Consider the following 14,953-nt stretch of genomic DNA (forward strand, 5'->3'; position numbering starts at 1 on the left):
GTGGCGGCATGGGAAAAAACATTGCGTCCACGCTGGCGGCGGAGGGCGCCAATATCGTGCTTTTTGCGCGTTCGCAAGACAAGCTCCAGTCGGTGGCCGATGAAATCGAGCAACACTATGGGGTACGCGCGCTTGCAGTTCCGGGAGACATGAAAGAGGCGGTCGATATTGATCGGCTCGTCTCCAATATTGAAAAAGAATTCGATTCACTCGACATCGCTGTCCTCAATTCGGGGCGGCCGCCCGCGCCATTACGCTCGACCGTCAATGAAACCGATGAAGCCCGATGGCTCGAGTCCTTCAATACGCAACTCTGGAGCACGATCCAGGTCGCGCAGCGCGTGCATCCCGTCATGGAAAAGGCGGGCTGGGGCCGCATCATTGCCATCACCTCCGCTTCTGTCGCGCAGCCCATGCCGCATCATGCTCTGTCTACTGTTTTTCGGGCGGGCGTGACGGCGTATATGAAACACCTCGCCAACGAGGTTGGAACCAGCGGTGTTACTGTCAACTGTGTGGCGCCTGCGCTCATAGAAACCCCACATCGAACGGGGGCGGTCGCCTATACGCCGGAGCAAGCCGAGGCCCGTAAGAAGATGACCGTGCTCGGCAGGATGGGGTACCAAGAAGAGCTTTGCGCAGTCGTGGCATTTCTGGCGTCCGTGCAGGCCGGATTTGTGACCGGTTCGACAGTGCGTGTAGACGGGGGGATGGTGGGGTCATTATTTTGACCGGTTAGAACGTGCCCGCCCGGTCTTCAGGCCGGTATACGGGCCGCATGGCGGATTATTAACGAACTGAGGCTGGCGCAATGCCAGCCTCAGTTTCTATGCAACGGCCTGTTTACCCATTTAAAGCCGGCCAATCTAGTCGAGGTCGGACTTGGGGTATTCGAGAACTAAAGCTTCAAGGCCTTCGTCGCCCGCCTGGATGACGAATTCGGACTCATTGTTTTCGACTACGATCATCGACCATTTTGGTAGCACTTCGCCTTCGTGAACCACGTTGCCATTGCCGACGAAAATGTAATAGCCACCCGACGCCTTGGGGTCCGGCCCGTTGACCTTCATGTTGGCGCCGAGGCGCACAATCCGGGCTTGCATTTCGTCGTCGCCCTTGAGAAGTGGTTCCCAGATGACTTCTTTACGGGCCTTCAGAATGGGTTCAATCGAAAACGACACAGGTTCGGATGTGAGGTTCCGGCGTTTGCTGGGTTTCAGCTTTTCGCGGTAGTTGGGCTCGCTTAGGTAGATGGGTTCGGAGTTGGCGGTGAAAATGCGTAGGGCCACGAAGGTCAGCCCTAGCGGGCCCGCCACAATAGGACCGTAAGCAGTATGGTGGTCTTTGAACTGGACGGTCAATGGCTTGAGTTCCTGCCCACGATTGCCAATGGTTCCGTAACCGGCGATGAACAGCTGGAACATGGACACGCCATGAAAGTGCGGAACGATGGCTTCGTTGCAGTTAAGTTCCGACATGGTGGCTTGCGGACCGGGTGCCTGGGTCGACGACGAGCGCGGGCCAAAGAACACGGTGCCCCAATGCTGGTTGCCGGTTCCTGGCGACGTAATCTCGACGCGCTTCGCAAGCGCATCGGCACCGCTGCGTGTGTAAATCATGGGTAAACCTCCAAAGTGCTTTTTATGTACGGGTTCGCTTATGGTTCTCGACAGGCTGTCTATTCTTGCGCTCTAAACACGCGTAACGATAAGCATGACACGATCATACCACAAAGTTTTATTAAATAGCATTGGTTTCATTCATCGGAACCAGCCGTGGCGTTGATGCGACGTTCAGCCGGCACCTTTCTACGACGGGTAATTGAGACGGGCGCATCACGGTCGCAAACTCAATCAAATGCGATAAATGCGCTTGGCAGTCCCGCTGAAAATCGACTTTTTTTCATCAGGCGAACTGCCAGCGGTAATCCGCTTGAACATATTCCACACAGTGCCGTAATTGAAGCCCGCCTTGTCCACGGGGAAATTGGATTCGACCATGCATCGTCCGGCACCAAACAGTTCTATACAAGGTTCGATGTACGGACGCCAAAGTTCGGCCAGCTCCGCCGACGAAGGGGGCGCATCGGCGGCCGTAAAGTCGAAGTTGGCCAGGTGCATTAATAGACCGCCAAGTTTGACCGACACGTTAGGGCAGTGCGCGAGCTCCTGCATGTTTGCCAACCACTGAACGCGGTTTCCCTCTTCGTTGTCGGCATAGGATGAGTGACCAACTGGGCTGCCCGAGTGGATCACGACGATATTGGCGTCGGGTTGTGCCCTTGCCAGTGCCGTGACGTCCGGAATTTGAGGATGATAGATACTGGCCTCGAAAACCAGACCCATTGACGTCGCTAGCGCAAGACCTCTCTGGAACTCGGGCGTGAGGTACAGCTGAGGTCTGTCGGCGCATATTGCACCCCGTACTGCAGGGTCAGCGTCCCATTTGGCGCGCTGCCGTACCCCACGAAATCGTCCGTTACCTGCTTTAAAATGTGCTTCGAGAGTTTCACGTGCGAGGTCGCCGGCTGTCAGGTCGGCGTACCCGACGATAGCGGCCGCGACGCGTGTGGAGGTGTATTTCTGGCTCGCGCCGATTGCCGCCATGCCCACAGCAAACTCGGTTTCGCCTACGCACTTCAAATGATCGGGACCACTTGCACGATACATCGAGTCGCATTCGACGTAGACAGTTGCCTCGATGTTGTGCCCAGAGGCGGCTGCATCTTTAGCAAAGTCCTCTACAAAGTACTTACCGCTGTAGGGCTGGTCCCAGAAGTGCAGGTGTGAATCGACAATGGGAAGGTCTGGCTCGATCGCGGGCTCGAGTGCGGCGCTAGAGAGCCACGCGTGGTCGGGACGTACGACACGACCAAATACAGCGGAATTGTTTGAGTTCATTATGGTGTTCGGTTCATTATCAGGTTAGCAGGTGGGGCAGGTGGTGGCGTTGCCACTATTCCCCGCCCGGATTGCCGACGAGCTACCACGACCTTCGCGGTGTGTGGCTTATCGACAAACCGCACAATTACCGCTTTTCGATCTTCAGATCGCTTAGGAGTTTGGCCGCGTCGCTGACTTCTTTTGTAATCAGACGATCGAAATCGGCCGGCTTGATGAATGCCAGCTCCGCGCCTTCGTTCCGATAATGCTCTTGCAACTCTTTGCTGGACATGGCGAATTGCAAGGCATCGGACAGACGCTGAACGTGATGGTCGGGCGTTTTGGCCGGAACGAGCAGGCCGAGCCAATAGGTATAGGCGACGTCTATGTTTTGTTCGAGCAATGTGGGGACATCCGGAAGTACCGGGAGACGCTTTTCAGACGTTACCGCCAGGATCCGGATTTTCCCGGTCTTGGCGTGCGGTGCCGTGCTGACGTAGTCGCTCGCATAAAAGGGAATGCGTCCGGCCGCGACGTCAATGATCGCCGCCGCTGTGCCGCTGTAGGAAACGCTGGTCACGTTCTGGACACCGGTCTTTTGAAAGAGAGTCTCGATGGCAATGTGATTTGGACTGCCGATACCCGGTATCGCGTATAAGATTTTCTCCGGGTCTGCTTTGGCGGCTTCAATGAACTCGTGGATAGTTTTATAAGGTTGGTTTGCCGCCACATCGATGAAGAACGGCGCGGTCACCATCGGGCCTATACCCCGAAAATCGTCCATGGGCACGTAACCGGGATTGGTCTTCAGCGCGGGCACAATCGAGAACGCGTTGGACGTCGCCAATAGGGTGTAGCCGTCGGCTGAGCTGTTTTTCACAGCCCGCGCACCTATGGTTCCGTCGGCACCGACGCGGTTCTCGACGATTACGGACTGATCCAGATATTCGCCCATCTTTCTTGCGAAGAGCCTGGCCGCGGCATCGGTGGAGCCGCCGGCCAGGAATGGCACGATGATGCGGATCGGCTTTGTCGGGAATTGGTCAGCCGCGTTGGCGTGGCCCAAAGCAGCGAATCCGAGTACAAGGGCAACAGCCGAAACCTTGTGTTTTTTGCTTAACATGCGTGGTCTCCAATAGTAGTTATGAACGCAAGCTGCGTTCGGGCAATAATACCGTCGAATTCCTAATTGTGGAATTAGTTTTGCTGATCAGAACTGGCGCCGCACTATCGGTAACGGCGTAGTGGCCACGATTTCGAACCGCCACATGGCTTCCGGCAGAGTCAATTAGTTTCTATTGGTGAAACTAATTCTATTCTGTGGTGATAGTCGGTATACTGGATTCTTCCCCAATAGCTTGTGCCGGGAACAGTTAACCCGCAACTACCGCCCTGAAGCCGGTTATCAGACTCAATCAGAATATGGAGACAAACGTGAAGATGAAGAGAATTTTGTGCGGAGCCCTGTTGGCCTGTACAGCCGCCTCGTGGTCGGTAGCGGCCATTGCCGATGAATATCCTTCAAAGCCGATCAGGCTGTTGCTGGGTTTTAGTGCGGGGGGGTCGGCTGATACCGTTGGGCGCTACTATGCAACCAAGCTTGCCCAAGTGCTTAAAACATCGGTGGTTGTCGTCAACCGTCCTGGTGGCTCGCAACTTATTGCGATCCGGTCATTGTTGGCGGCGAAGCCCGACGGCTACACACTTTTCATGGCGACGGGAAGCGCGATGTCCCAAGGCCCCGGTGTTCGCACGGATCTGCCTTACGATCCGCTAAAGGACTTCACACCCATTGCGCTAGCGGCGACCGCACCAGGCGTTATTGTCACCACGGCCAGTTTGCCAATCAGGACGATTGGCGAACTGGCGACGTATTCCAAGGCGCATCCGGACAAAATCAACTATGGATCGTCCGGCCTCGGCTCCGCTAGCAATTTACAAACCGAGTATCTGAAGAGCCTGTCAGGCATTAAAATGACTCATATACCGTTCAAGGCCGATGCCGAGATTATGTCGGCCATTGCCAGCGGCTCGGTGCAAATTGGGTTGTCGCCTCTGCAAGGCGCCATGCCATCCATTCAGAATGGCCACATAAGGCCGCTGGCTGTGACCGGCTCCAAACGTGTACCCGCGCTGCCAGACGTGCCGGCGTTATCAGAAGTCGAAATACCCGGTCTGGGTGCAGTAGACCCCTATACCTATTATGCTGTTGTGGGTCCCAAGGGCATGCCTGAAGCGGTCGTCAAGAAGCTGAACGATGCCATCAACGAAGTATCGAAAATGCCCGAGACCATAGCTTATATGCAGGCCAGGATCTACGAGCCAGAGGTCAGTACATCTGAATCGCTACAGGAATACGTAGCAGCTGATCTGGCCAAATGGAAGTCGTTCAGCAGTCAGCTCACGGATAATGAATGAGGGTGTAAGAAGGGGCAGGCTCTAGATTGTCCATCTTTATGCCGATGTGTATACTTGGCATCTCTTAGACGGGATGGGTTTCGTCCTTTAAAACCTGGAAATCCAGTTTTTCTCGTCTGGATGCCTTTGCTCCGGACACGCATGAAGCAATTCAGGGCGAGCCAATCGTGCTGAAACTTCTTTCGGAGGCCACCAATTCTATGAGAAAAACTAAATGATGCGCTCGGTTCAACGAATACTCGCGGTTTTCGAAAGCTTCAGTGTCGAACGAACCAGTTTGTCTTTGCAAGAACTGGCCGATCGTATCGACTTGCCAAAATCAACCGCATTTCGAATCGTTCAAAGCCTTGAAAAGGCCGGCTATCTTGTCCGGCTCGAAGACAAGCAGTATTGCCTGTCACTTCGATTCTTGCGACTCGCGGGGCTCGTCAAAAGTACGCTGGGCATCCGGGACATTGCAAGACCTATCATGGTTGATCTGTCCGAGAAGACTCAAGAGGCGATATCCGTCCACACAGTAATCGGCCGGAACCGGGTATGTATCGAGTCGGTGGCTGCGGCGTCCACACTGAGAAGTGTCATACAGACCGGCGAGCAAGTACCGCTTGTCGCAGGCTCGGCGACGAAAGTCCTGTTGGCATACATGTCCAAGAAAGAATTGACGCCTTTACTTGCGCCTATTGCGAAAGCGTCGAAGCGGCCGCAGTCAGAATATTTGAAAGAGCTCGAAGAGGTACGCAAGGCCGGCTATGCGGTATCGCACGGCGAGCGGCTGCTGGGTGTGTCGGCCATTTCGGCGCCCATTATGGACGTCAACGAAGAGGTGAAGTACTGCCTGTCGCTGGGTGGCCCGAGCGTGCGCATTCAAGGAAACGAAAAAGCGCTTACCGACATGCTGGTCCAGGCGGCGCTCGAGATCACGCGGCAATTCGGCGGAAAAATGCAGTAACAGGGCTTTTAGATCTCTATCATCTCGAAGTCAGCTTTAGGTGCCGAACATTCGGGGCAGACCCAGTCTTCCGGAACATCGGCCCAGCGCGTACCGGCCGGAATGCCTTCCTCGGGTATCCCCTCGGCCTCTTCATAGATGAACCCGCACAATATGCATTGCCAGGTTTTGTACTCGGTCGACTCGCTTCCGGCCGTGTCGACGTTGAGCGAATTGCTGTTTTCCATTTTAGATACGCTCGTATAAGTTAAGACAATTTTGAGGCGACAGCGTCGCGCAGCCGGCCGCCCGAATTTGCGATTTCAGCAAGCAACGAAGCTGGCTTCCAACGTTTTCCGTAAGTCTCGTGCCATGCGCAAACCTGGCGGTGGATTTCTGCGGCGCCAATGCCGTCTGCCCAGTACATCAGACCACCGCGATGTCGCGGAAAGCCAAAGCCGTTGAGCCACATGACGTCGATATCGCTGGCGCGCAGCGCTTTCCCTTCGTCGACAATTTTGCAGGCCTCGTTGACGGACGCAAACAATAGCCGGCGGAGCACTTCTTCGTCAGAAAAGCTGCGCTGCGCAATACCGAAGTCTTTGGCGACCTGCGCGATGACTTGGCCGACCACCTCGTCGGGGTGGGGGGTGCGGTCACCTGGCTCGTAACGGTACCAGCCGGCACCATTCTTCTGGCCATGCCGACCCATCTCGACCAGCCGATCGGGCACATGCAGCTTGCGATACGTCGGGTCGGCCGCCGCGCGCCGTTTGCGCGTGTCGTAGCTGACATCAAGGCCCGAGAGGTCGCTGACGGCGAAAGGCCCCATGGGGTAGCCGAAATCTATCATGACCTTATCGATCTGTTGGGGCAATGCGCCTTCTTCAAGCAGCAGCATCATCTCGGTCACGAGCGCCGCGCGGCTGCGGTTGGCGGCGAAGCCGTCGCACGATCCGACAACAACGCTGATCTTTCCCAGATCGCGTCCCATTTTGGCCGCGCGAAGTATTGTTTCCGGTGAAGTCGAGTCGCCTTTGACGATTTCGCATAGCTTCATGACGTTGGCGGGAGCAAAAAAGTGCGAACCGGCAACGAGCTGAGGGCGTCGTGTGGCGCCCGCCATGACGTTGATGTCGATAGCCGACGAATTGGTAAGCAGGAGCGCGTCCGGCTTCATGACGGCCTCGAGTCGGTTGAAGATGTCGATCTTCAGGTCGATGCGTTCGAATACAGCTTCGATGACCGCATCGCATTGTGCGATGTCTTCATACCTTTCGACCGGCTGTATCAGCGCGATGCGTTCGTCTATTTCGGCCTGCGTGATGCTGTTGCGCTTTAACTTGATTGCATAGGTGGAGGCGATGCGTTGCATGCCGCGTTCAAGCGCTTCGGGCGACACTTCGAGCAGTTTGACAGGGATGCCGGCGTCGGCAAACACCATGGCGATGCCGCTGCCCATGGTGCCGGCACCGATTACGGCGGCAGAGGTGACGGGGGCCGGCTTGTAGTCGGTCGGTGCGCCGGGGATTTTCGCGGCAGTGCGTTCGGCGAAGAAGGCGTATCGCAACGCGCGCGCTTCGTCGGAGGTTTCAAGTTCGGAAAAGTAGGTGTGCTCGAGGCGCAGCCCTTCTTCAAACGGCTGATTCAGCGACGCCTCGACCAGTTCAAGCGCATAGCGGGGGGCCTTTATGTGGCGACCTTGCCGGGCAGCGACCTTGCGGGCGTTGTCCAGGACGCTGGGGTTCGCCTGGTCGGCCTGGCGCTTTTCTGTCATTTCGTGCACGGCGGGAAGGGGGCGGTCATGGGCGACTTGCCGGGCAAACGCAATGGCGTCGGATTGAAGGTCGCCGGAAGAGAGTTCAGTCGCCACCAGGCCAAGACCTACGGCTTCGTCCGCATCGACATGGCGTCCGCTCAGGATCAGGTCCAGCGCGGCCTGAGCGCCGATAAGACGGGGCAGGCGTTGCGTTCCTCCGCCTGCAGGTACCAGACCGATTTTTACCTCGGGCAGTCCGAATCGCGCGCGGCGAGTGGCCACCCGATAGTGGCAGGCGAGCGCGTGTTCGAGACCTCCTCCGAGGCAATAGCCGTCGATGGCGGCCACCACGGGCTTTGAGCTGTTTGCAATGACGGCGGCGCTATCGCGGGTCGACACACTGCGGGCTTTGCCGAACTGACGAATGTCGGCGCCGGCAATGAAATGACCACCGGCGCCCATAAGCACGATGGCGTCCACGTTGGGGTCGAGATTGGCCTCCCGGACCGAGTCGATGACGCCTTCGCGCATGCCGGGAGCGAGCGCATTCAGGGGCGGATTGAAGACCGTAATGACGCCAATGCGATCTTGCACCCGATAGCTAACTAAAGCGGTTTGTTCCATCATCTACCTCTTGGCCAATACTTTCCGAAGAATGAATATTCTCTTTAATGGCATGTTATCATAATAATCATTCAGTGGTATTAGTTTCATTGACTGAAACATCAACGGAAGGCGCCGGAATCAGGGCTGCGAGCTTCGCTATATGGCCCTATACGGTCGCTCCGGCCACGAGCTGGCTTATAGAGGAAAGGGTTGAACGTGACGATAAAAGACAAGGCATATATTGTGGGCGCCTACGAGCATCCGCTCAGGCATGCCCCTAATCATTCTGTGGCGCAGTTGCATGCGGAAGTGGCCAAGGGTGCCATTGAAGACGCGGGCCTGAGCAAAGACGACATCGACGGTTTTTTCTGCGCCGGCGACGCACCCGGCGGCAACGCATGGTCGATGGCCAATTATTTGAATCTGTCGCAGCTGAAACACATCGACTCGACCGACATGGGCGGTTGCTCATATCTGATTCACGTCGCCCATGCCGCGCAAGCCATCGCGCTGGGAAAATGCAACGTTGCCCTCATAACACTTGCTGGTCGTCCGAAATCCGACGGCATTTCGGGCACGCAGGTGCGCATACGCGGCGTCAGCCTCCCCGAAGCGCCCTATGAATTGCCTTACAGTCCGGTGACTCTCAATCTTTACGCCATGGCCGCCATGCGGCACATGTACGAGTTCGGCACGACGAGCGAGCAGCTGGCGTGGATCAAGGTGGCTGCGTCCCACCACGCGCAATATAACGAGAAGGCGATGCTGCGGGATTTGGTCTCCGTCGAAGACGTGCTGGCTTCTCCCATGATTTCCGATCCGCTTCGCAGGCTCGACTCGTGCGTGGTGACTGACGGTGGCGGTGCGATCATCGTCGCGCGGCGGGATATCGCCAGGGCGCTTAATCGACCGCGCATCAAAGTCATTGGCGCTGGCGAAACGACGAAGCACCAGAGCGGCGGAAAGGTGGATCTTAGCTACACCGGTGTCGCATGGGCCGGTCAGCGGGCCTTCGAAGAAGCGGGCGTCAAGCCCGGCGACATTCAGTACGCCTCTATTTACGATAGCTTCACGATAACCGTTTTGCTCCAGCTCGAAGACCTTGGCTTCTGCCCCAAAGGAGAGGGCGGCCGTTTTGTCGCTGACGGCAACCTCATTTCTGGTCAGGGGCGGCTGCCATTCAATACCGATGGAGGCGGGCTCTGCAATAACCATCCTTCCAATCGCGGCGGAATGACCAAGATCATCGAGGCCGTGCGCCAGCTCCGTGGCGAAGCGCATCCGCGTGTCCAGGTGCCGGGTTGCAGCCTGGCGTTGGCAAGCGGCATAGGCGGCGCCATTGGTCATCGTCACGGCGCAGCAACAATCATTATGGAAAGGGAGTGATTTCATGCAGACAGTATCAAAAGACAGAAAACTGAGCGATCCGATGCTGAATCCGGGTGACGAAACGTACTTCGGCGCGGCGAAGGCCGGTCAGCTCTTGTATGGACGATGCAATTCTTGCGGTGAAGCGCATCACTACCCCAGGGTGATTTGTCCGTTTTGCTGGAGCGACGCGGTGGAGTGGGTTCCCGCTGCCGGAACGGGCGAAATCTATACCTTCAGCGTTACCCGCAGAGGGGCCGGAGCACCGTATTGCATCGCCTACGTTGCACTAGATGAAGGCCCCGCGCTCATGACAAACATCGTGGATTGCGATCTGGACGCCGTGCGTATAGGACAGCGTGTCAAGGTGACTTTCAAGCCGAGCGAAGGCGACTATGCCATTCCAATGTTTACGCCGGTAGCGTAGACATGCGGCGCGCCTTACGTGCGGAAAAATAACGGAGAGAGACAAATGAGTGCAGGGCTTAATTTATATAGCGCGGTCGGATCAGTGCTGACGCACTACCGGGTCGGTGTCGAGGATGCAAGCCTCACCAAGGTGTCGGTCGTCGATATGCCAAGTCGCGTGCAATATGCGTGGCGGCATCCGTTACTACCGATTCTGTACGTGACCACCGCCGCTTCGGGGCCTAGACAAAAGTCCGATGTCAATCACCTTAGCGCCTGGGCGTTGGACGAGGATGGTCGGTTACAGCCACTGGGTGCGCCGATCGCCCTTCCGGCGCGCGCCGTTCACATGTGCGTAGATCCCCAGGGACGCTTTGCGCTGAACACGCATAACTTCCCCGAAAGTGCGATCACGGTGCATACCCTTAACCAGGATGGGACCCTGGGCGCGCAGGTCGCGCAAACCCGTCGGCTGGATTACGGTATCTATCCCCACCAGGTGTTGGCGTTTCCGTCCGGAAAGGCCGCCCTGATTATTGACAGGGGAAACAAGGCTACGGACTCGCGCGGCGAAGAGCCGGGAGCCCTGCGCAGCTTCATGCTGAATGATGGCTCGCTGTCCGAGGGCCGAACTGTGGCCCCTGGCGGTGGATACGGGTTCGGAGCCCGCCATGCTGATTTTCACCCGTCCAAACCGTGGATGTACGTATCGGACGAGCGTTTCAATCGACTGTATATGTTTCGGTTCAACGAAGAGACAATCGAAGAAGCGCCCGCGTACACGCGCGTAATGCTGGCGGACGCCGACAACGTTCGGCCGCGGCAAATTGCAGGGCCGATACATGTTCACCCGAGCGGCAAGTTCGTATACGCCGCGAATAGGGCGGATCAGACCGTTGAGCTCGATGGCCACAAGGTGTTCGGGGGTGGCGAAAACAACATCGCTGTGTATGGAATTGACGACGCAACCGGCGAACCGACGCTCATACAGCACGCCGACACGCATTCCTTCCACGTGCGGACATTCGCCTGCGATCCGACCGGCCAGTTGCTTGTGGCTGCAAGCATACGAAAGATGACGGTGGGGTCAGACGGTGGGGTTGTCACCGTGCCGGCGGCGCTTACGGTATTCCGGATTACCGACGGGCGACTGACGTTCGAGAGGAAATACGACGTCGAGGTGCCGGACAATGAAATGCAGTATTGGATGGGAATGGTGGCTACGGCGGGGTAGTGAGATGGCCAGCCCGATGCGGAGGCTGGCAATTTCGTCTAGTGGAACTGGTTCCTAAAATCGTTGACATTGACCGTTGGCGCTGATACAGTCTAAGCATTAAAAACACGCCTTCGGTGGTAGCCCAGCATGAATAAATTCAAATATCTTCTTGAACCCCGCTCGATCGCCGTCGTGGGCGTCTCCGACGAACCCGGTCGCCCCGGATCGCAAGCCGTCCGCGCACTACTGAAATATGGTTACGCCGGGCGGATTTTTCCTGTCAACCCAAAGTACGCCGAGTTCGAGGGAATGACCTGCTATCCCTCCGTCGAAGCCATCAATGAGCCAATCGACCTGGTGATCATCGGCGTGCCGGCCAAGGGTGTCGTCTCCGTCATGGAAATGTGCGCAGCCAAGTCCGTCTCGTATGTCGTGGTGCTTAGCGGCGGGTTCCGCGAAAGCGGCCCCGAAGGTGTGGAGCGCGAGCGCCAGCTGCTCGAGATAGCGCGCAAATCGGGTATTCGTCTTATTGGGCCAAATTGTCTGGGGTTTGCGAGCATTCACTCCAATGTTTACGCGGCGTTCGGCAGCATCACGCGCGAACCCCGGCTGACTCCGGGTTCAGTTTCGCTGGTCACGCAAAGCGGAGGCTTTGGCTATAGCATCGCGCTGTCGTGTGCCGAGGCTGGTGTCGGATTCCGACACGTGATCGCAACCGGTAATGAAACCGATGTGGATACGGTGGAATTTATCGATTCGCTTATCGACGACGAGCGTACGAGCTGCATCGTGGCCTATATCGAAGGCACGCGCGACGGTCGCCGGCTTCTCGAGGTAGGGCGTCGCGCCCTGGCGGCCGGCAAGCCCATTCTGTTATGGAAAGGCGGCATCACAGAACAAGGCGCGCGCGCAGCCGAGTCGCACACAGCCAGCATGACCGGCACCTACGATTTCTACAAGGCGATGTACAAGCAAACCGGCATTGTCGAGATCAGCGAACTTCATGAAGTCGTTGACTACGTGAAGGCGCTCGCTCCAGGCAAGTACCCGCAGTCCAACGGCGTGGCCGTCATGGGCGTTTCGGGCGGGTCGGCCATCGTGTTTGCCGACGCGGGCGAACCCCGTGGTTTGTCACTGTGCGAGCTGACCGAAGTCACGCAGCAGCGTCTTGCACCTGTGGTGCCCAATATCGGGGCCATTCATAACCCCATCGATCTGACAGCGGGATATTTCTCTGAGCAGAATAAGGAAAAGCTGGAAGTCGCGCTTCGGGCGGTCCTCGAAGACGAGAATGTCGGGTCGTTGTGTGTCAATTTAGCTACCACGGGAGCAGCGGGAAGCGCTGTCGCCGCCGAAGTAATCGGGCGTGTTTCGCGCGATTACCCGAAGCCTGTCGTCATCTTCTCGTCTACGCCAGCCGCTTCGAATTCCGAAGCACTGGCTGTTTTTGCCGCCGATAAAGTGCCTGTGTTGCCATCGCCATCGCGGGCGGCCAACGCCATCGCCATGCTTCTCAAGTATCGGACGACGCGCGAGTGCCATCTCGATCAGTCAAATAACCGGTTAGACGAACTGGGCGGCCGTGCGTATCAGCTGCCGTCGATCTTGCAGGCCGGAAACGTATTGTCAGAAGCGGAATCCAAAGACGTGTTGGCGGACGTGGGCGTCCCCATTACCAAGGATATTCTGCTTAACATTGGTGAAATGCCCAATTTCTTCGGGCTTACGTTTCCACTGGTGGTCAAGATTGTTTCACGCGATATTCCTCATAAATCCGAGATTGGCGGTGTAAAGGTTGGCCTGCGAACCGCCGAAGCGGTCGAGGCGGCGATCAAGGAAGTCACGAGCAACGCCCGCAGGCTCGCTCCGAAGGCGACCCTTGACGGCGTGCTCGTGTCGGAAATGGTTTCGGGCGGCTATGAACTTATTGCGGGTGTGGTCAACGACGAGGTGTTCGGTCCGGTGGTCATGGTGGGGGCAGGCGGCATCTACGCCGAAATCCTCAAGGACGTGACCTTCCGACTGGCGCCCTTCGATGTCCGGACGGCCACCGAGATGCTTGACGAACTGAAGTGTCGGCCCATTTTTGATGGCGCGCGCGGCGGTGCGGTGCTCGATGTCAATTCGGCGGCCCGGGCGCTCGCTTCGCTGTCCCAATTTGCATGGGCCAGCCGTGACGTGGTGCAAGAGATCGATATCAACCCAATGTTCCTGTCGGCGATGGGCGTAATCGCGGCTGACGCGCTGGTGGTTCCCAAATCGCTTGTGAAGGCGGAGCAGGCCCCATGCCCCCGCCCCGATTCAGAAGCGGCTCTGGCTGAAAACTAATGAAGGCAAGGTGTGGTGTGCTATGAGCTACTTGATTTACTGTAAACCCATGGACGTGGTGTTTGAAGCGGACGAAAGCGAGACGCTGCTCGCGGCTGCCCTGCGAAATGGTCATGTGCTGCCGCATTGCTGTGGTAACGGTCTATGCGGTACATGTAAGGTCCGCGTCGTTGACGGCACGGTCGAGCAAAACCGCCCGGCCAATGGCGCCTTGTCTGACCTTGATGCCGAGGGCGGCTTCGCACTACTGTGCCAGTCCACGCCCAAAACCAATGTCACGGTCCAGTGCAATGTCATTCCCGAAACGGCGCAAATACCGGTCCGTCGCATTATGGGCCGTGTGCATCGCCTTGAAAGGGCCGCCGACGACGTGATGCGCATATGGGTCAAACTGGCCGAGAAAGACAGCCTGTTATTCGCCGCGGGCCAGCATGTCAACTTCGTGCTCGGAGCTGGCGTGCGCCGCTGCATATCGCTTGCCAATCCACCTTCGGAAGGCAATCTGCTCGAACTGCATCTGAAGAACTATGGCGGCGCGCTCAGCCGTCACATTTTCGAGAAATTGAAAGAGAAAGATCTGGTGCGTCTCGAGGGGCCGTTAGGCATATTCGCCATCCGGCGTTCGAGCAGTAAGCCGATCATCTTCATGGCCGGCGGAACCGGGTTCTCGCCGATAAAATCGATGATAGAAAGCTTGAGGCTCGAGGGTTCCACACGGCCGGCCGCCCTGTATTGGGGCGGTCGGCGACCTAAAGATCTTTACCTTAATGACATGGCGCAAGCGTGGGCCGATGAATCGGACATGACGTATGTGCCGGTCTTGTCCGATGCCATAGCCGAAGATAACTGGTCCGGCAGAACGGGCTTCCCGCATCATGCGGTAGCCGAAGATTTCCCGGATCTACGTCAGCATCAGGTGTATATCTGTGGAGCGCCCGCCATGATCGAGGCCACCCGCAAAGAACTCACCACGCGCTGCGGCCTCGATCCTGAAGACTTCTTCACGGATGAATTCAAGAAGTCTTGAGCCGTGTTTGCAC

13 protein-coding genes are annotated in these 14,953 nt (G+C 57.2%); 8 read left to right on the plus strand and 5 right to left on the minus strand.

Translation table 11 applies throughout. The annotated features are described in order from the left end of the window. The first annotated feature begins 8 nt into the window (after window positions 1–8). Window positions 9–731: an SDR family oxidoreductase gene (locus EKL30_RS05420; RefSeq protein ID WP_233582824.1), complete on the plus strand. Its 723-nt coding sequence runs from the start codon at window positions 9–11 to the stop codon at window positions 729–731. Window positions 732–866: 135 nt separating this feature from the next. Here EKL30_RS05420 and EKL30_RS05425 read toward each other — a convergent pair whose 3' ends face one another. The 3 genes from EKL30_RS05425 to EKL30_RS05435 all read right to left on the minus strand — a co-directional run bounded on the left by EKL30_RS05425 (window position 867) and on the right by EKL30_RS05435 (window position 4,005). Continuing rightward, window positions 867–1,619: a hypothetical protein gene (locus tag EKL30_RS05425; protein WP_233582826.1), complete on the minus strand. Its 753-nt coding sequence runs from the start codon at window positions 1,617–1,619 to the stop codon at window positions 867–869. Window positions 1,620–1,853: 234 nt separating this feature from the next. Further along, on the minus strand, window positions 1,854–2,900 hold the full coding sequence (locus EKL30_RS05430) for an amidohydrolase (RefSeq protein ID WP_126706188.1): 1,047 nt from the start codon (window positions 2,898–2,900) through the stop codon (window positions 1,854–1,856). Between the two features lie 127 nt (window positions 2,901–3,027). After that, window positions 3,028–4,005 (minus strand): tripartite tricarboxylate transporter substrate binding protein, encoded by a 978-nt coding sequence (locus EKL30_RS05435; protein ID WP_126706189.1) that lies wholly within the window; start codon window positions 4,003–4,005, stop codon window positions 3,028–3,030. 317 nt (window positions 4,006–4,322) lie between these two features. Here EKL30_RS05435 and EKL30_RS05440 point away from each other — a divergent pair, with 317 nt between their 5' ends. Both EKL30_RS05440 and EKL30_RS05445 read left to right on the plus strand, forming a co-directional pair. After that, complete coding sequence (locus EKL30_RS05440; protein WP_126706536.1) at window positions 4,323–5,300, plus strand: tripartite tricarboxylate transporter substrate binding protein; 978 nt, start codon at window positions 4,323–4,325, stop codon at window positions 5,298–5,300. Window positions 5,301–5,514: 214 nt separating this feature from the next. Continuing rightward, a complete protein-coding gene (locus EKL30_RS05445; protein WP_126706190.1) occupies window positions 5,515–6,249 on the plus strand; it encodes an IclR family transcriptional regulator in 735 nt (244 codons plus the stop codon). Window positions 6,250–6,257: 8 nt separating this feature from the next. Here EKL30_RS05445 and EKL30_RS05450 read toward each other — a convergent pair whose 3' ends face one another. Together EKL30_RS05450 and EKL30_RS05455 are read right to left on the minus strand one after the other, a co-directional pair. After that, window positions 6,258–6,476, minus strand: a complete 219-nt coding sequence (locus tag EKL30_RS05450; RefSeq protein WP_126706191.1) for a rubredoxin — start codon at window positions 6,474–6,476, stop codon at window positions 6,258–6,260. A gap of 20 nt (window positions 6,477–6,496) precedes the next feature. Next, a complete protein-coding gene (locus EKL30_RS05455) occupies window positions 6,497–8,614 on the minus strand; it encodes a 3-hydroxyacyl-CoA dehydrogenase NAD-binding domain-containing protein (protein ID WP_233582827.1) in 2,118 nt (705 codons plus the stop codon). Window positions 8,615–8,809: 195 nt separating this feature from the next. Between EKL30_RS05455 and EKL30_RS05460 the strand changes: the two genes are divergently transcribed. The 5 genes from EKL30_RS05460 to EKL30_RS05480 all read left to right on the plus strand — a co-directional run bounded on the left by EKL30_RS05460 (window position 8,810) and on the right by EKL30_RS05480 (window position 14,940). Then, complete coding sequence (locus EKL30_RS05460) at window positions 8,810–9,979, plus strand: thiolase domain-containing protein (protein ID WP_126706192.1); 1,170 nt, start codon at window positions 8,810–8,812, stop codon at window positions 9,977–9,979. A 4-nt stretch (window positions 9,980–9,983) separates the two neighbouring features. Further along, complete coding sequence (locus tag EKL30_RS05465) at window positions 9,984–10,388, plus strand: Zn-ribbon domain-containing OB-fold protein (protein WP_126706193.1); 405 nt, start codon at window positions 9,984–9,986, stop codon at window positions 10,386–10,388. A 45-nt stretch (window positions 10,389–10,433) separates the two neighbouring features. Further along, complete coding sequence (locus EKL30_RS05470) at window positions 10,434–11,603, plus strand: beta-propeller fold lactonase family protein (RefSeq protein ID WP_126706194.1); 1,170 nt, start codon at window positions 10,434–10,436, stop codon at window positions 11,601–11,603. 129 nt (window positions 11,604–11,732) lie between these two features. Further along, entirely contained in the window at window positions 11,733–13,913 is a 2,181-nt protein-coding gene (locus tag EKL30_RS05475) for an acetate--CoA ligase family protein (RefSeq protein WP_126706195.1), read from the plus strand. A gap of 22 nt (window positions 13,914–13,935) precedes the next feature. Next, a complete protein-coding gene (locus EKL30_RS05480) occupies window positions 13,936–14,940 on the plus strand; it encodes a 2Fe-2S iron-sulfur cluster-binding protein (protein WP_126706196.1) in 1,005 nt (334 codons plus the stop codon). Window positions 14,941–14,953: the final 13 nt, after the last annotated feature.

Source organism: Candidimonas sp. SYP-B2681, from assembly GCF_003971065.1.
Lineage (GTDB): Bacteria > Pseudomonadota > Gammaproteobacteria > Burkholderiales > Burkholderiaceae_B > Pollutimonas.